At 37.1% G+C, this 16,588-nt stretch carries 17 protein-coding genes; 3 read left to right on the forward strand and 14 right to left on the reverse strand.

Annotated elements, in window-relative coordinates:
* Positions 1 to 46: 46 nt before the first annotated feature.
* The 5 genes from ABN763_RS17800 to ABN763_RS17820 form a co-directional block, all read right to left on the reverse strand.
* Entirely contained in the window at positions 47 to 406 is a 360-nt protein-coding gene (locus ABN763_RS17800) for a glyoxalase (RefSeq protein ID WP_410486853.1), read from the reverse strand.
* A 3-nt stretch (positions 407 to 409) separates the two neighbouring features.
* A complete protein-coding gene (locus ABN763_RS17805) occupies positions 410 to 1,876 on the reverse strand; it encodes a DUF389 domain-containing protein (protein WP_410486854.1) in 1,467 nt (488 codons plus the stop codon).
* Between the two features lie 3 nt (positions 1,877 to 1,879).
* Positions 1,880 to 2,959 carry a mannose-1-phosphate guanylyltransferase gene (locus ABN763_RS17810; RefSeq protein ID WP_410486855.1) on the reverse strand — a complete coding sequence of 360 codons (1,080 nt, stop codon included), beginning with the start codon at positions 2,957 to 2,959 and terminating at the stop codon, positions 1,880 to 1,882.
* A 30-nt stretch (positions 2,960 to 2,989) separates the two neighbouring features.
* Positions 2,990 to 3,460 (reverse strand): hypothetical protein, encoded by a 471-nt coding sequence (locus tag ABN763_RS17815; protein WP_410486856.1) that lies wholly within the window; start codon positions 3,458 to 3,460, stop codon positions 2,990 to 2,992.
* A gap of 144 nt (positions 3,461 to 3,604) precedes the next feature.
* Entirely contained in the window at positions 3,605 to 4,198 is a 594-nt protein-coding gene (locus ABN763_RS17820) for a SprT-like domain-containing protein (protein ID WP_410486857.1), read from the reverse strand.
* A 109-nt stretch (positions 4,199 to 4,307) separates the two neighbouring features.
* Here ABN763_RS17820 and ABN763_RS17825 point away from each other — a divergent pair, with 109 nt between their 5' ends.
* Complete coding sequence (locus tag ABN763_RS17825; RefSeq protein ID WP_410486858.1) at positions 4,308 to 5,402, forward strand: acyltransferase family protein; 1,095 nt, start codon at positions 4,308 to 4,310, stop codon at positions 5,400 to 5,402.
* A gap of 86 nt (positions 5,403 to 5,488) precedes the next feature.
* Positions 5,489 to 6,046 (forward strand): DinB family protein, encoded by a 558-nt coding sequence (locus ABN763_RS17830; protein ID WP_410486859.1) that lies wholly within the window; start codon positions 5,489 to 5,491, stop codon positions 6,044 to 6,046.
* A 92-nt stretch (positions 6,047 to 6,138) separates the two neighbouring features.
* Here ABN763_RS17830 and ABN763_RS17835 read toward each other — a convergent pair whose 3' ends face one another.
* From ABN763_RS17835 to ABN763_RS17845, 3 genes are all read right to left on the reverse strand, one after another.
* Complete coding sequence (locus ABN763_RS17835) at positions 6,139 to 6,690, reverse strand: dihydrofolate reductase family protein (protein ID WP_410486860.1); 552 nt, start codon at positions 6,688 to 6,690, stop codon at positions 6,139 to 6,141.
* 103 nt (positions 6,691 to 6,793) lie between these two features.
* Positions 6,794 to 7,432 carry an outer membrane beta-barrel protein gene (locus tag ABN763_RS17840; RefSeq protein ID WP_410486861.1) on the reverse strand — a complete coding sequence of 213 codons (639 nt, stop codon included), beginning with the start codon at positions 7,430 to 7,432 and terminating at the stop codon, positions 6,794 to 6,796.
* An 86-nt stretch (positions 7,433 to 7,518) separates the two neighbouring features.
* Positions 7,519 to 9,933: a beta-glucosidase family protein gene (locus ABN763_RS17845; RefSeq protein ID WP_410486862.1), complete on the reverse strand. Its 2,415-nt coding sequence runs from the start codon at positions 9,931 to 9,933 to the stop codon at positions 7,519 to 7,521.
* Between the two features lie 95 nt (positions 9,934 to 10,028).
* Here ABN763_RS17845 and ABN763_RS17850 point away from each other — a divergent pair, with 95 nt between their 5' ends.
* Positions 10,029 to 10,739: an NUDIX hydrolase gene (locus tag ABN763_RS17850; protein ID WP_410486863.1), complete on the forward strand. Its 711-nt coding sequence runs from the start codon at positions 10,029 to 10,031 to the stop codon at positions 10,737 to 10,739.
* A gap of 27 nt (positions 10,740 to 10,766) precedes the next feature.
* Here ABN763_RS17850 and ABN763_RS17855 read toward each other — a convergent pair whose 3' ends face one another.
* From ABN763_RS17855 to ABN763_RS17880, 6 genes are all read right to left on the reverse strand, one after another.
* Entirely contained in the window at positions 10,767 to 11,642 is an 876-nt protein-coding gene (locus ABN763_RS17855) for a glycoside hydrolase family 16 protein (protein ID WP_410486864.1), read from the reverse strand.
* 98 nt (positions 11,643 to 11,740) lie between these two features.
* The gene (locus ABN763_RS17860) at positions 11,741 to 12,274 is read right to left on the reverse strand and encodes an STM3941 family protein (protein ID WP_410486865.1); all 534 of its coding nucleotides are present in this window, start codon (positions 12,272 to 12,274) and stop codon (positions 11,741 to 11,743) included.
* Between the two features lie 145 nt (positions 12,275 to 12,419).
* On the reverse strand, positions 12,420 to 13,073 hold the full coding sequence (locus ABN763_RS17865) for an NAD(P)-dependent oxidoreductase (RefSeq protein ID WP_410486866.1): 654 nt from the start codon (positions 13,071 to 13,073) through the stop codon (positions 12,420 to 12,422).
* A 193-nt stretch (positions 13,074 to 13,266) separates the two neighbouring features.
* Positions 13,267 to 14,670 (reverse strand): nuclear transport factor 2 family protein, encoded by a 1,404-nt coding sequence (locus tag ABN763_RS17870; protein ID WP_410486867.1) that lies wholly within the window; start codon positions 14,668 to 14,670, stop codon positions 13,267 to 13,269.
* An 81-nt stretch (positions 14,671 to 14,751) separates the two neighbouring features.
* Positions 14,752 to 15,672 carry a helix-turn-helix domain-containing protein gene (locus ABN763_RS17875; protein ID WP_410486868.1) on the reverse strand — a complete coding sequence of 307 codons (921 nt, stop codon included), beginning with the start codon at positions 15,670 to 15,672 and terminating at the stop codon, positions 14,752 to 14,754.
* A gap of 34 nt (positions 15,673 to 15,706) precedes the next feature.
* Positions 15,707 to 16,558 (reverse strand): alpha/beta fold hydrolase, encoded by an 852-nt coding sequence (locus tag ABN763_RS17880; RefSeq protein WP_410486869.1) that lies wholly within the window; start codon positions 16,556 to 16,558, stop codon positions 15,707 to 15,709.
* Positions 16,559 to 16,588: the final 30 nt, after the last annotated feature.

Here is a 16,588-nt window from a genome sequence, read left to right on the forward strand (position 1 = left end):
AAGCATCTTAACTAGAGGCTAGGCCTTTTATCTTCTGAGCTATTATTTAGAAAAACTCTCCAAAGTGCCATAAAACTCCGCTCGGGTCATACAAAAAACATTCGCGCCCCCAATCATTGTTATGAATTTTGGTAAGCCGCACACCCTCGTATTTATCCCCTAATTTCAAGGCTTGTAACTCTTGATGATAACGATCTACATCGTCGACCTCTACAAATACCATGGTGTTATCAACCCAATCTTTTGCATAATAGTCCTGAAGATAAAAGCCAAAACCCTCGTTACCGAAATAAGACATTTTGCCTAATCTAACTTCTTCAAAACCCAGGTCTTGATAAAAACTTCTCGAAATATCAAAATTTTTTGATCCGATAAAAGCTCTTATGGATTTGATGTCATGCCTCATCTGTTACTCTCTTTGGATTACAATACTATCCTTTTTCAAACGAGTTTGAAGCCATTTTTTTAGCTTTCGTTGTGCTTCAAATGATTTCGAAGTATCCATAGAATCCTTCCATTTTATCGTAAATAGTAAAGTGGTGTCCATTTTACTAAAGTTGGATTTTACCAAGCGCGCATATCCCATTTCTTGGAGGTCTTCATAGTTAATTTTGGCCTCTGAAATTATTGCATTAAAGTCTACCTCATCTTTTAATTTACTAAGCTCAGCCACCTCATCTTCTAATAACTGAATTTGCGCTTCTTTTGATGATAGTTGTGCTTTTTTATCTTGGTACAATTCGGTTATATATTCAAGTCTTTCTTGAGTATCATCCCTGCCTCCTTGAAAAACCGTTAATTTTGCTCTCGACAGGGCACTATTACTTGACTGCGCTATTTGAGCCTTCCAAGTGTCTTGAACAGTTTCAGGAATCCCTTCATTTCCTACAAATACCAATTCAATAATTGGTTCACCACCATTGTATTCTTTTACACTTAGGTCATCCACATATCGACCCCCTTTAGAAAATTGATAGGTTTTCACATAATCATTAATAAAGGTGTTCAATGAACTATCGAATCTAGATTCCTGAAGTACATTATAGAAAATGTAGCCCGCTGGGATCATCATTACCAAACCAACCAAAGATGCTACTCTGGCAATAAATCTTCTTTTTGCTGAGTTTGCATAACGCACCATTGGGAAGCGCAGCAATTTCAGAACCAAAAATGTAGCAAGACCAATAAAAATGGTATTGATCAAAAACAAATACATGGCCCCAAGGGCAAAGTCAAAGCGCCCAATAGCCATTCCGTAACCAACAGTACATAAGGGTGGCATTAAGGCAGTAGCAATCGCTACACCAAAAATTACGGAGGCAATAGTTCCTTTTTTTGCCCTCGCGATTACTAAAGCGAGTCCACCAAAAAATGCGATCAAGACATCGCGAATATCTGGTGCTGTTCTCGCTAATAATTCAGAAGAATCATTTCTTAAAGGAAAAATATAAAAAAACAAAAAGGCCGTTAGTACACTGAGTATAACCATAACCACAAAGTTCTTTACAGAGCGTCTCAGCGTATCAATATCATTAATAGCTAACGACATACCCATACCCAAAATAGGCCCCATTAGTGGAGAAATTAACATGGCTCCGATTACTACCGCGGTACTATTCGCGTTTAACCCTACAGACGCGATGAAAATAGAACAAATGAGAATCCAAGAGGTATGCCCCTTAAAAGGAATATCTGCCACAATCGCTTCAATAGTGGCTTTTTGATCGGTATTATGACGAATATCAAGAAGTTCACTTAAAAACTTTTTAAGACTACCAACAGCTTCGCCCAATTCTTTTTTTACTTCTTCTTTAGAGACTTCGTCTTCTACTCCCTGATTTTGATTATTGTTTTGGTTAGGTGTTGTGTTTTCCATGTATTATCCGTAATGTTCTCCAAACGTATCTTTGACTTGCTGAAGTACCTTTTTAATATCTTGTTCTTTCTTTTTAGGATAAATAAGTAGTACCTCTTCTTTGTCAATTACAATATAATCATTTAGCCCATCAACCACCATCAATTTATCTTTGGAAGTGCTTATCATATTATTTTCGGCGTTTAACAGTAGTGTTTTTCCGTTAACCACCGCATTATCCGCCATATCCTTGTCTAATTTATCATACAATGAGCCCCAGGTACCTAGGTCATTCCAGTCGAACGTCGCAGGTAACACCTTCACATTGGTTGACTTTTCCATGATTCCGTAATCGATAGATACATTTTCAGCCTTTGGATAATTTTCAAGTATAAATTCGGATTCAGCCTCCGTATTATAGCTTTCCATACCTTTATCAAATAATTGAAACATGTTAGGTGCTAATTTTTGAAAAGCACTTATTATGCTACTTACAGACCAGATAAAAATACCTGCATTCCATAAATAATTACCTCGTTCTAAAAAAGACTTTGCCGTCTCATAATCCGGTTTCTCGGTAAACTGCTCCACTCGTCTAACTTCACTTTCAACTCCTTTTTCATACTGAATATACCCATAGCCAGTATTAGGAAAACTAGGAGTAATACCCAAGGTCATCAAAACGTCTTCATTTTCACATGTATCAAAAGCCGTTTGGATATTATTAGTAAAAGCCTGCTCATCTTCAATCCAATGATCGCTAGGTGCCACCACCATCACCGCATCTGGGTTCTCTTTTTGTATTTTAAGCGCCGCATACACAATACAAGGAGCAGTATTACGCATAGCAGGTTCTAGTAAGACTTGTCTCCGTGTTATCCCTTCAAGTTGCCCGAACACCAAGTCGTTATAGCGTTCATTAGTAAGGATAAAAATATTTTCGGCCGGAACAATCTTTGAAAGCCGACTAAAGGTTTTTTGAATCAATGTCTCACCGGTTCCCAACATATCATGAAACTGTTTCGGAAAACTGCTGGTACTAACAGGCCAGAAACGTGACCCTACTCCTCCTGCCATCAAAATGGCGTAATAATTTTTGTTCATTTTATATATTTAGATACGAAAACTCTCACTTTAATCTCCCTCTGAGGAGGGTTTGATTTTGTTTCTAAAAAAACTTCTAGCAATATTAATTATAAAAACAATCTGAATTAAACCTAAAATCAATAGTAAAACCACTATTAGTGTATTATTATCAACAGGAAAGGAAGTATTTGTATAATATCTTTTTGGTAATCCTTCTATCCCAATATAGTAGATATTTGAAGCTAAAAGAAATAGAGATATTAAAATAGTAACCCCAATGTGAATCCAACTTAACTTCCTATCCAGCTGAAACAACCACTTTTCCAACACTATATAAAGAGACCCTAGCAATAACAGAATAATTCCTATTATCAGATTGAAGTCTTCTAGACCAATAACATAGTAGGTATCATGAATATTAATATCTAAAGCAGTGTCTCTAAGATTACTAGAAACCGAAAATAATAGGCATATTATCACACCAATGAATAACAAATAATATGGTTCTAGTTTTTTCAATTCTTCTAATTTAAACACCTCACCCCGCCTCTCCTCAAGGAGAGGAGCGTATATTTGTTCTAATTTCTCACTACGTCTATAAATTAATATTCAATTCTATAGTTGCCCAAATAGTCTTGCTTCTTTCATCTTTATTCTTTCTTTCTAAATAATTTCTACCTCCACATTGGGATTAAACAGATACACCTTACCCGATTTCACTTCCACACATTCATAGCGCTTTACGCGTTTGTTTCCCTTTTTAAAAATACGACCGTTGTAAATTCTAAACATACCTCCTTGTGGTATTTCAAAAATATAGTTTTTACCATTCTCGGGGTCAAACTTCTTCAATGCAATAGAAAGATGGGCATCCGTGTCGCTACTAGCTTTTGGGTTTCTAAAATGGTTTGCGATTATTGGTAGCAGATTAGTTGGGAAAATAGATGGATTGATAAATGGCACCATTAGTTTTTGAAAAGTCATTTTCCATTCTACCCCATGCGGTTTTATGCTTCTTCCAAATTTTTCGAAAGCAACCAAATGAGCAATCTCGTGTATAAGCGTAATTAAAAATCGATACTTATTTAAACTTGCATTCACGGTTATTTGATGCTGACCATTCGGCATTCTTCGGTAATCTCCATGACGGGTCACACGTTCGGCAACAATTTTAAGGTGAATATGGTTTAGCTTTATTAATTCAAAAACCGGTTCGACAGCACGATCAGGAATGTATTGCGTAAGAATTTCTTTCACGTTTCAAAAATACATGATTTTGATTCGCCATTACACTGGAAAAAGGCATTTGAATTAAGAATTATCAAAAAACAGTAACTTCACTATACCAACCAAACGAACATACTTCATGAAAAATCGAATTCAATCGATTGATATTCTACGAGGATTAACCATTTTTTTAATGATTGTGGTAAACACACCGGGCTCATGGTCACATGTATATGCACCACTGCTTCATGCAAAATGGCATGGTACCACACCTACTGATTTGGTGTTTCCAAGTTTCTTGTTTATCGTCGGTATGTCTATGTACATTTCATTTAAAAAAAAGCAAAAAAACAATCGATCCGTTTTATACAAAGTGCTAAAACGTGGGCTTCTCATTTTTTTAATCGGCCTTGCACTAAATTGGTTTCCTTTTTATCATAAAAACATAGCGGATCTACGAATTTTTGGAGTTTTACAACGAATTGCATTGGCTTTTCTAGTTGCCGGAATCATTCTTAGTTTCATTAAAAACCGAAAAGCTATTATTGGGATTACTACTATACTGTTATTAGTGCATTGGGGTATTTTATACTTTTTCCCTTCCGGAACTGATCCTTTCGCCTTAGAAGGTAATATTAGTGGCCCCTTGGATATTATGTTAGTTGGGGAAAGTCACGTGTATGGTGGTTTTGGAATACCGTTCGATCCAGAAGGCTTACTTGGAACTTTATCATCGGCTGCCCAAGTACTGTTGGGCTACTTAGTATGTGGGTATTTCATGCTATCAGAAAAATTGGTTACTGACAAAACCAGCAACCTGATTTTTTTCGGATTAGTCGCCATTGGACTTGGGCTTTTGTGGAATACGATATACCCCATAAATAAACCTTTATGGACAGGGTCTTATGTGTTTTTCACAGGTGGTATTATTACGTTCGTCTGGGCTGCTCTAATCTGGAGCATCGATATTATGAAAATAGAAAAATGGGGCTTTATTTTTAAGGTTTTTGGTCAGAATCCTCTTATTAGCTACGTACTGTCCATCGTTATCGTCAAAATACTGATGCGCATTATTAGATTAGACGATAGCAACGGATATGCCTTGTTATATCAAAAGGTATTTCAACCTGTTGGTGATAAATTGGGAAGTTTATTGTTCGCCTTAAGCATCACAATGTTGGTATGGTTGTTTGCTTTTTGGCTATATCGAAAGGGGAAAGTTATTCGGGTTTAGACGCTTTCATTCCCTAAAAATCTCACAAAAACTAGCTTAACATCTCACCTTTTTCCTAAGTTTACTAAGAAACTAATACAATAAACATGAAAAAAGTAGTTTTAGCGATCAGCTTTTTCTTTTTCGCATTCACATCAAAGGCACAATACGAAATCAAATCAATTGAAGGTTACTCCCCAAATATCGGAATTTTAATTACCATGTTGGATGATCTTAAGTCACGAGTAAGCTCATCAGTTAAGGGTCTTAATCAAGAGCAAACTGATTTTTTATTAGATAAAAATGCCAACCGAATAGGGGCCATGATTTATCACTTGGCAGCCACTGAAAAATACTATCAAGTGTATACATTTGAAGGCAGACAATTTAATGCCGAAGAACAAAAAACCTGGGGACTAGCTTTAGGTTTAGGCGACAATGCAAGAAACTCAAAATTATTAAAGGGAAAACCTATTAAACACTATCTGGATATTTGGGATGAAGTGCGGGCAGATACCAAGAAAATGCTAAAGACTAAGGATGATGCCTGGTTAAATACTAAAGCAAGCAGGATGAACTATCATTGGGCATGGTATCATGTGATGGAGCATCAGGCTAATCATATGGGGCAAATCCGTATGATACAGAAGCGTGCCGGAAACTAATATTATAAATTTATTGTGGCTTGACCAATTCTTAATCTATCAAGATGATCTTTCCGATTAGTCAGGAAACTCGAATTGACAAGCCTTGTTGTCTATTTCCTTATTTCGTAAGTCAACTCAACCATGCCATCTTTGTAGGCGGTCACATCTTCTAAATGCAATGATTGTTCTTTACCAATAAAGTCAAAAAACAAGATACCATCTCCCAAAATCACAGGGATAATCGTTAATACAATTTTATCTGCCAGGTTTAAGAGAAGAAATTCTTTAGTTGTTTCTGATCCCCCAACCATCCAAATGTTTTGATACTTTCTTCTTAGTTTATCATTTACAAGTTGAGTGAGGTTTCCACTTGCAAAGCTGACCGATTGTCTGTCTTGTTTTAGCTTTTTATGGCTCAAAACAATAACCGGTTTATTACCATAAGACCAACCAAGTTCAAGCGCATGTTCATAGGTTCGTGCGCCCATTACATAGCAATCGATAGATTCTAAAAACTCAGCAATGTATTCATCAGTAAGTTCCTGACCCAATTCATAGCGGTCATTTGATTGCATCCAAGATACACTCCCGTCTTTTTTGGCAATAAAACCATCAAGACTGGACACCATGTGGATCGTTATTTTTGAATTGATTACTTTCAATGAAACCTGAAAGTCCTCAAGTTAAGTATTTATTATGGAAATAAAATAGTATAGCTTTTGATTATGAGTTAAAGTAACCTATGGTAATTGTTGTAGTATTGTTTCATAATCGTTTAAATAATCCAAATCCAATATGCAGTGATTCTAAAGCGAAATCAGAATCTTTTAGCACTCTTGAACTGCTGTTATCGAAGTCAACTTTGAATTGTAAAGCTAATTGCTGACTTAAGCTAAATTCAACTCCTCCACCAGCTTTTAATCCTAGAATGTAACTGTTTTTCCTAGCATCATAACCAAGGTTGTTTAATGCAAAAAGATTGTTGAAACCTGCCTCCGCAAACAGCTTAAATTTACCAGGTAAGAAGTAATATTTCATGGTAATAGGAACTTCTATAAATCGAAAATTCACATCTTCCGGATCCGGTGGTGCGGCAAAATCGCACACAAAACAAAAATATGTACCAGTAAAATCATTGTTTGAATAATTAATAGCAGTATTTATGGTGAGTTTACTTTTAAAAAAGTACTCCAGATTTAAACCAAAACGATAATTAGATGTGTCATAATCAGCAGAGAACCCTGTTACATCATCAAAAAAAATAGTTTCTGAGCTTATATTATTCTCAAAACTAGCTGTTAGCCCAAGTCTCATCCTACTTTGATCACTATCCTGCCCATTCATAATTGTTGGGCTTAATAATATATTGGTGAAAAATAAAATAAGAATGGCACTATTTTTCATAGCTGTAGGTATTGAACATCTTTATGATGTGTATATATTTAATACGTTGCGTCTTAAACATACCTTCTAGCTTTTATAAAATGCCACTATTTGCCCACCTCAACTACTTCAGATAGTTTGATATCCCTACTTGAAGTCCCCAAATGAATACCATAAATCCCTTCTTCTAAATCCCATTTTGATTTGGCCTCTGACCAATACCTCAATTCAGAAACCGGAATTTGGAAGTTTAATGTGGTTGCTTCACCGCACTCAAGGCTTTGTGTCTTGGCAAACGTCCTTAATTCTTTTACTGGGCGATCTATGGTCGTATCTGATTTAGCAGTATACACTTGCACCACTTCTTTTCCTGGTAAATTACCAATATTGGTCACTGTCACTGACACTGTAATCGCATCATTTTCCAACACAACAGCAAGGTCGCTAAATTCAAAGTTTGTATATGATAAACCATATCCAAATGGATAGGAAACGGGTAATTGTGCCTTGTCAAAGTGTCGATAACCTACGTAAATTCCTTCTTCGTAATTGGTGTAGTCTTTATTTTTAATTTTTTCTTCCTCTGGTTTTTCCTCCTTACTGCTCATTAACATTTTAATGAAATCAATTGGCTCTCCATCCAGCGGAAAGTTGGCATTCGAAGCATGGTCATTTAAGTTTATTGGAAAAGTCATGGGTAACTTGCCACTAGGATTCACTTTGCCACTCAAAATATCAGCAACGGAGTTGCCCCCTTCTTGACCTCCTTGCCACGCGAGCAAAATGGCATTGGGTTTGGCTTTCCATGAAGCTGTTTCAATGACTCCACCAACATTTAGAACCACCACCACTTTTTTAGCTGCTTTTTTGAAAGCAGCACAGACATCGCTAATCATTTCTTGTTCTATATCTGATAACAGAAAATCACCTTTTTCAACCCGGTCACCACCTTCGCCGCTATTCCTTCCAATGGTAATGATACCGATATCAGCACTTTCAACAATTCCTGATAAGTCTTCTTCAGAATATGCCATTCTGGGCGGAAAATAAGGATTGGTCATCGCATCTAAACCTTCTGGCTTTACAAAGGCTTCTTCATTGGCTACTTTGTGCGATTCAAAGAGCTGTTTCGCTTTTTTATTAATGGTATACCCTGCTTTTTCTAAGCCTTGTTCTAATGAAATAGTGTAGGCCTCATTGACATCACCCGAACCAGTGCCACCAGCAATAAAGTCATAAGAGGTAACTCCTAATAATGCGATGTTTTTGGTATTTGTTAGGGGTAGCGCTTGCTCATTTTTAAGTAGTATCATTCCTTCTGCGGCCGACTGACGGGTAATCTTTGCATGCTTATCTAAATCCGGATTGTTCCCATATTGATAGTTTTGCATCTTTTTAGACTGCATGATCAACTTTAAAATACGTTTGGTCGCTGTGTCTATTACTGATTCAGAAAGTGTGCCTTCTTCTACAGCTTCTTCCAAAGCCTGCCATTGCTTTTTAGTCCCGGGTTCTAATAAATCATTTCCAGCAGTGATCATGGCTGGTGCATTATCTCCGCCGAACCAATCGGTCATTACCAAACCTTCAAATTTCCAATCATCGCGCAATATATCTGTTAAAAGGTTTTTACTCTCGGGTACATATGTTCCATTAACTTTATTGTAAGAAGACATGATGGTCCAAGGTTGTGATTTATTGACTATGATCTCAAAGCCTTTCAAGTAAATCTCTCGCATGGCCCTGTCGGAAACAATCACATCATTGAAGTTACGATCGGTTTCTTGATTGTTGGCTACAAAGTGTTTCACTGCAGTACCGACACCTTGTGATTCAATACCATTAACCATCGCAGCTCCAATAAAACCCGTTAATACCGGATCTTCAGAATAATATTCAAAATTCCGTCCGCATAGTGGATGCCTATGAATGTTGGCGCCGGGGCCTAAAATCACATCAATCCCATATTCTTTTGCTTCGGTTCCCATAGCGGTACCAACTTGGTTGACCAAATCGGTATTCCAAGTGGAGGCCATTAAGGTTCCTATCGGAAACGCAGTACAGTAATACGTACGTTCCTCTCCTTCTCTATTAGGAGCAATTCGCAATCCAGCAGGACCATCAGACAAATAAATAGTTGGTAATCCCAAACGCGGTGTTGGTACAATGGTGCCCACCGCGCCGGGGATAGCCGTATCGCCCATACCTAAAGCCGAGCCAATACCTGATCCTTTTAGTAAATGAATTTTTTCTTCTAAAGTCATTTGAGATAGCGCATCATCCACCCGCTTGTCAAAGGGCTCTCGGCTATCTTCATATAGGTCTAATTTCTCATTGCCATTTCTATCGAAAAAGGTATAGCCATCAACTGTCAATTCGTTGAACTCCCTTTTCTCAACATAGTCATCTTCAAAATCTAGGAAGGATGAATTGATGTACCACCAGCCAATAAGACCCCCTAATAGTAGCAAAACAACAAGGACTCCAATAATCTTTAACGAGATGCGAATAGCTTTTTTCATTTATATACTTTTAATTGTGTCGTAATGTCACAAATATACTATTTCTTTCTAATTGTGTCAGTTAGTCACGAATTATTTTTTTATAGTTTTGTACTATGGAGTTAGAAGAGTTTTTAGAAAAGGGCCCGGAGATTTTTTTACCCAATCTATCGATTGATCTGGTTATTATTGGTTATGAGCATAAGCGATTAAAATGCCTTTTACTGAAAATTGGAGACCGATGGGCACTACCGGGTGGTTATATTAAAAAGGATGAGTCTGTAGAAGATGCTGTGCAAAGCACGCTAACACAACGTACCGGCCTTCGTAACGCGCATTTTACTTTTTTATCAGTATTTGGCGATCACAATCGTCAGTTTAAAAGTGTTTTTAAAGATTATTTTGACAAACAAGGAATGGAATGGCGGGATGATTATTGGTTTAATAACCGCTTTGTTACCTTATCGTACTTCTCTTTAGTGAATATTGCAAACACCCACCCAAGTGTTAGTCATTTTGATGAAGCTTTTGGTTGGTTTGATTTTGACGATTTACCCGACATGTGGATGGATCATAAGTCTATTGTTAATACTGCCAGACAACGATTAATTCAAGACATTCAAAAAGAACAACTCACGCATCATTTACTGGATGCAGAGTTCACCATGCCGGAGCTACATCAGCTACATCAGGTAATTTTAAATGAGGATATAGATCGTAGTCGTTTTCAAAAAAAGATGTTGGCCAGTGGGTTTTATGAGCGATTACCGAAAGTACAAAAAAGCACTCCCGGGAGTAACCCTTATCAGTATCGCGTGAAAGTTTAAACGATTGGTCTAGCTTTTATTAATCACTCACTGATAAACTCTTATATAATCGACTACCATCGGACTTTCAATAAAATCAGGGTCTATATTGGGTTCAATAGCAATGTTTAGTATAAAATAATAGTCCGAATCATAGGGCCAAGTATCCGCATTTTTATGTTCGGGTTGGTATCTAAAATGCTCAATACCATCAACACTAAAGGTCATTTTTTCTTCAGTCCATTCAAAAGTATAATCATGAAACTCTGTTGAAGCGCCTGTAATTTGTTGCCCACCCACATTTTTCACATGATCGCCATAGCTGGCACCATTGTGCAGGGCACTCGAAACATAATCTTGATTTTTACCCCAGTGTTCCAAAATATCAATCTCACCACACTTGGGCCATTTGGTGGTTCCAAAACCCTTATTGTCCCAATAAGCACCATCTTCATCAATATTGGTGTTTAGCATCCAAATAGCTGGCCAGGTTCCTTTACCTGTAGGGAGTTTTGCTCGAACTTCTACCCGACCATAGGTAAATGCAAATTTCGAATTCAATCTCGCAGCAGTATATTCTTTGGTCTCTCCCTGATCACTAAACGTTTCTTTCTTAGCAACTAGGTTTAAATAACCATCTTTTAAATACGAGTTAGCCTCTTTGTTAGTATAATGCTGAATAATGCCACCCCACCAACTTCCACCAGGAGGAAGCTGTGTTTGATGAAACCATTTTTCCTCATCAATGGCGCCCTCACCATCAAACTCATCTGACCAGACCAAGGTATCAAAGGTTACATCTGCCTGTGTTGCTTCGCTTTTTTCAGAAACATCATCCTTACTTTTTAAAAATCCAAAAACAAGGTACGCTAGCAATAGCAAAGCTGTTAGCGACAGCGCAAATACTTTTACCGGTTTATTCATTCAAAATTGAATTTATTATGATTTATAAATGTAGGGATTAATCGTTCAACTAACCAGTTTGCTCATGCGCCACCATATAGAATATATAAAGTAGTTTGTTATTTTCTTCTTTTATCAAATTCTTCCCAGATGAGCTTTTCTAAATCCTTGTATTTTATTTTCAGTGAATTTGAAACAATCGATAGCGGTGAACCATACATTTTATGGTTTGCTTTCATGGCTCTTTTTGAGATTGCATTTGTTGCACGCTCCATATACTTTTCAGGTTGATCGGTATCGAGCATCATAATTTTTGTGGAAGCGATTTGTATGGTTCTAATATTGGTAATGTCGTCCCATTCAATAAGCCCGACGCTGGTTCCATTGGTATTGTCGGTAATACCATACTGATCAATTGTCAATCCAACTTTATTATCAACCAACTTTCTTGCTATAAAAAGCAAACATAGTCCGAAAAACACTACTGATACGATTCCAATAATTCGAATGATTTCTGAACTTCTAAATACTCCACTTTGAAAAGTTCCCGGACTTATCGTGAATGCTACTCCCAAGATAACAAAAGCGATTGCACCAATTAATAGTAGTAGTATTTTGGTTTTACTCAATGGTATTTCGATAGCATCATTCATTGGTTAATCTGTTTAATTCGCCTTGAGTTAAAAGCTGGTTCTATTGTTGAAATTTACTTAAAAAAACGGATTTTGATTATGAACGTATGTTCCATTTTAATGATTCAACCATCAATGTTTTATATACCTTGTTGTAAAAGGTTTTTCACTTTTTTGATATCACCACTTTTTTCTGAACCAGATCTGTTCTGTTCAGGCTATCCAAAAGATAGGTAGCGACACTTTTTCGACTTATCAATAAGCTTGGCTTCGGTTTGTTCTCAAAAGTTTCTTTAATTTTTTCAGTGCGTTTCGCGTTCATAAGTCCCACTGGGCGAACAATGGTCCAGTCCAGATTTGATTCCACAATGATTTTTTCCTGCCTATGGTGATCTTCGTAAGCTACTCCAATATTACTATTGTCAATAAACCACCTGAACCATTTTGGGATGTCCTTTCTCGAATCGGCCACTCCCCATGCCGAACAAATTGAAATTCTATTAATATGTTCCTTTTCAGCAATTGGTATCAATAATTGCATCACCTCAGAAAGGTAGGTTGCAGGTGTTCTTAACTTGGACCAAGGAAAGTCGGATGTTCGTGAAATATTTAAAACACTGATGATCGCATTACAGCCGGAAATTGCTTTTTCTAAATCAGCACTTTTACTCGGGTCTCCTTCGAAGATTTTTAGTCCGTTTTGTGTGGTTAATCGCTGCGAATTTCTAGAAAGACAATGTACCCTATGTCCTTTTTCTAAGGCTTTTTCCAGCACTAATTTTCCTGTTCTACCGGTAGCACCAAGTAACAGTATTTTCATTCTTTAAAATTAAGTCCAACTGTTTTGTCATAGCGGACATTATCACCACTACTTTTTCACATTGCAAGATACTTATTAAATGACAATGGCGGTTTGAGTGTATCTCAAACCACCATTGCTTTATGAATTATTAAGTGCGATGATCGTATGTTTTATAACAATACTATACGTTCGCTGAGCGATGAATTTTATTTCATTCAAATATAGCATTATACCATGCGATGGCTTGATTTGCCGTCCTATCTAAAACTTCAGGGTCATCATAATATTGAAGATGTCCTGTTTCCCCTTCCCATTGTAGTTTTTTCTTGGTTATGGGTACTGCTTCAAACTGTCTTTTAGCTGCATCCGGCAAGAAACTATTATCACTGTGAATCATCAAATATGGTTTGTCGAGCTTTTGGGCTGCCGTTAGCGACTCGTACTCAAAAAGTAGGGCATCACTCATTTTGGGATAATTATTGGTCCAAATTCCTTTGTCCGACCAGGTATGGTACCAATCCCAAACAAACTTTCCTGGCATGCCTACGTCCATTCTGGTCGAGTCGACAGCTGGAACGTTGATTACTTTTCCCGTTTGCTTAAAAGTATTGAGTGCTACTTTTCCTGCAGCAATTCGTTCTTCCAGCGCTTCCTCTGTTCCCATCCATTGAATATCGCCCTCTCGATCGCGATAATGGCCCGCTACTGTCACTAATCCTTTAAAGATGTCATCTTCTGAAACGGCTCTTAGCATTTCTGAGCTGCCCTGACAGAGGGCAAATCCAACAATTTGTGCATCATTGACCATTGGAAGGGCAGCGAGATACTTGGCTGCCGCTTTTGCATCTTCTACTTTCGCAATAGGGTCTTCCAATTCTCTAGGAACACCCGCGCTCTCCCCTCTAAAACGAGGGTCGAATGCTAATGCTACATAGCCCCTTTCTGCAAATCTTTTCGCATATTCAGTTGGCGCCTGCTCTTTAGCATAGGTCATCGGTCCTAATATCGGAACCGCAGGATATTGTTTTCCTTCTTCATAATTTGCTGGTAGATAAAGGTCGCCCACGAGGTCTAAGCCTCCACTTTGAAATGTTACTTTTTTCATGATGTATTTTTTAGATGTTAATGTTTTAGATGCCAATTGTGGCAACTTTATATTTCCTGTTTGGTATTTGAAATTGAAGGTCATTTTAGTAATTAGCCATTCTTCTTTTTCCTTTATTAAATCGAAATCATAACTACCCACAACCGTCCATAGGTTTTCCGCTTCATTTTCCAGATAATGAGTAGCCGTACCGTAACAAAATGCTTTTGCAGTATTTCCTTTCTGTTCAATAATAAAGTTGCCTATTTGATGATGTGTATGATCAAAACCGGGAAGTATGTGCTTCCAGCTTTTTACAATCTCTTTTGCGGTAACTCTCGATGCTTCAATTCCTGTCATAGACGAATAGTCTAGCAATACTTTTGAAGCAAAAATCCCTTCCACCTCCTGCCAATTATTATTATCTGTTGCAACGAAAAGGGTACTGATGGTTTCTTGAATATTTCTCATTTCTTGTCCGCTTAAGGTCATCACAAAAAGGCTTGTTAAGACGATCATTAAATTCTTCATATCATTTATTTTTTGTTGATACAAAGATGCGAACAGGACAGCGCTGACTTATTTATGAAAACAAATCAAGAAGTATGAATTTCAAATATTGGCAGCTTTACGATACTTGCCAGGTGTATTTTGAGTGTGCTTTTTGAAAAAATTGTTGAAATTGTTCGGCGAATCAAACTGAAGCTGGTAGGCGATTTCTTTTACACTAAGCTTTGTTTGGGTAAGGTAAGATTTTGCCAGATGCAATAGATGTTTATGAATATATTGTAATGCAGTAATCCCTAAATTATTTTTTACAATGGCATTTAAATAGTTTGGATGTATGTTCAATATGTCGGCATAAAAACTTGGGGAGTGCACATTCTTAGTATCATCCCAATGCCTATCTTCTCGAAAATGAAGCTCGATTAATTCCTGGTAACGACTTACTAATTTCAAATCGGCCGTTCTAATGATTTGGCTGGCCTTTTCTGCCGATGTTTCTTTATGAAAATACCGTTTAACATGATTTAAAAGCAACAGCACATAAGCACTAATAAAATCAAATTTGTCAAGCTTATCACTGTGATACTCTTCATTAATCTGTTGATAGATGTTCAACAGCGTTTTGGTTTCTTGTTCGTTGACTTGAAAGGGAATGGCTTTATCAATCTTAAGAAAAGGAAACCGTTCTAAGAAGTCTTTAAAAATAGTGTGTTGTGCTAAAAAGTCTCGCGTCATTAAAACGTAAAACCCCTCCCAATTTGGTGCAATATCCCAAGACAACATCTGAAAGGGCGAGTTGAAAAACACCACCGAGCCTTCTGGAAATTCTGAATAATGACTGGATACGGCTTTCCCATCCCCATTCATTTTTAAAGCGATGGCATAAAAAGCATGTCGAAAAGCGGGCATTTTATGGACAACGGTAGGCATATTCTCTTGAAAACTTCTAACTACAAAATGCTCGTGTTTAGCATTGGGGATTCCCGTTGCCTTTGAATATTCTTGTATCGTTTTAAAGTTTTTCATGTATTATTTAGGGTATACTGGTTGTATACAGTACTTAATTTTCGTTTAACCATTTTGTGGCCAAACTCCATAGTTCCTTTCTTCTTTTACTAAAAAATTTCATATGTCCAATATCCTTAAATCCGTATTCTTCAGGTGATAGCGTCCGTATCTTTGATCGAATATTAGGATGAACCCGAATCATGTCTTGAACGTTTTCATAATTCGCAATTGGATCGTCTGCTGCATGCACCCAGAGTGAATGTAAATTCAGTTCATTGTACAAATGTTCTTTTATTTTAGTGTCTAAATCCACTTTTACATAGCCTTTTCCATTGCACCACTTAGTCCATTCCTTTCCAACATTTTTTGGAAGTGGCTCTCCCATCCCAACCCATTGCGATTTTGTATGTCCAAATATCAGATTGCTTATAGGAATGTAACAATTTAGCCAAAAGGAAGATTTTAGTCTAAAGGGGTATTTTGAATAATGCAAACTTCCTGATGAGCTACCAAAGTTAAACATTGACTTGAGTTCTTTCGCATTTTTCATCAATCCAACTAATTGTCCACCAGCGCTATGCCCAATAAGATGATAATCAGAATATGGGATTTCGCTTTTTAAATACTCCAATGCTGCTGTCATGTCTAATTTCCCCCAATTGGTCAACGATGCATTGGAAGCGTTGATAGCATTTCCTTTAGATTCACCAATGCCCCTGTTGTCGAATGTTAATGTAGCAAATCCATTTTCTGCAAGAAAAAAAGCGAATGCAGCGTAAAATTCTTTTTTGATTCCTGTGGCCGGGGCGATCATTACAGCAGATTTAATTCTTTCTGGTTTTAATAATTTCCCAGAAATCTCAAAATTATCTTCGCACTTGATTTTAACCTTTAGTTCTTCCATTTACATTACGTGATAAAATCCCTTTTGTTT

The sequence above is a fragment of the Spongiivirga sp. MCCC 1A20706 genome (assembly GCF_046524175.1).
GTDB lineage: Bacteria > Bacteroidota > Bacteroidia > Flavobacteriales > Flavobacteriaceae > Spongiivirga.

What these genes read in the sequence shown, in the direction of transcription:
- ABN763_RS17865 (WP_410486866.1), bottom strand. Translation starts at nt 13,073, where the DNA reads ATGAAAATACTGTTACTTGGTGCTACCGGTAGAACAGGAAAATTAGTG.
- ABN763_RS17800 (WP_410486853.1), bottom strand. Translation starts at nt 406, where the DNA reads ATGAGGCATGACATCAAATCCATAAGAGCTTTTATCGGATCAAAAAAT.
- ABN763_RS17810 (WP_410486855.1), bottom strand. Translation starts at nt 2,959, where the DNA reads ATGAACAAAAATTATTACGCCATTTTGATGGCAGGAGGAGTAGGGTCA.
- ABN763_RS17850 (WP_410486863.1), top strand. Translation starts at nt 10,029, where the DNA reads ATGGAGTTAGAAGAGTTTTTAGAAAAGGGCCCGGAGATTTTTTTACCC.
- ABN763_RS17860 (WP_410486865.1), bottom strand. Translation starts at nt 12,274, where the DNA reads ATGAATGATGCTATCGAAATACCATTGAGTAAAACCAAAATACTACTA.
- ABN763_RS17840 (WP_410486861.1), bottom strand. Translation starts at nt 7,432, where the DNA reads ATGAAAAATAGTGCCATTCTTATTTTATTTTTCACCAATATATTATTA.
- ABN763_RS17830 (WP_410486859.1), top strand. Translation starts at nt 5,489, where the DNA reads ATGAAAAAAGTAGTTTTAGCGATCAGCTTTTTCTTTTTCGCATTCACA.
- ABN763_RS17875 (WP_410486868.1), bottom strand. Translation starts at nt 15,672, where the DNA reads ATGAAAAACTTTAAAACGATACAAGAATATTCAAAGGCAACGGGAATC.
- ABN763_RS17855 (WP_410486864.1), bottom strand. Translation starts at nt 11,642, where the DNA reads ATGAATAAACCGGTAAAAGTATTTGCGCTGTCGCTAACAGCTTTGCTA.
- ABN763_RS17880 (WP_410486869.1), bottom strand. Translation starts at nt 16,558, where the DNA reads ATGGAAGAACTAAAGGTTAAAATCAAGTGCGAAGATAATTTTGAGATT.
- ABN763_RS17805 (WP_410486854.1), bottom strand. Translation starts at nt 1,876, where the DNA reads ATGGAAAACACAACACCTAACCAAAACAATAATCAAAATCAGGGAGTA.
- ABN763_RS17825 (WP_410486858.1), top strand. Translation starts at nt 4,308, where the DNA reads ATGAAAAATCGAATTCAATCGATTGATATTCTACGAGGATTAACCATT.
- ABN763_RS17870 (WP_410486867.1), bottom strand. Translation starts at nt 14,670, where the DNA reads ATGAAGAATTTAATGATCGTCTTAACAAGCCTTTTTGTGATGACCTTA.
- ABN763_RS17845 (WP_410486862.1), bottom strand. Translation starts at nt 9,933, where the DNA reads ATGAAAAAAGCTATTCGCATCTCGTTAAAGATTATTGGAGTCCTTGTT.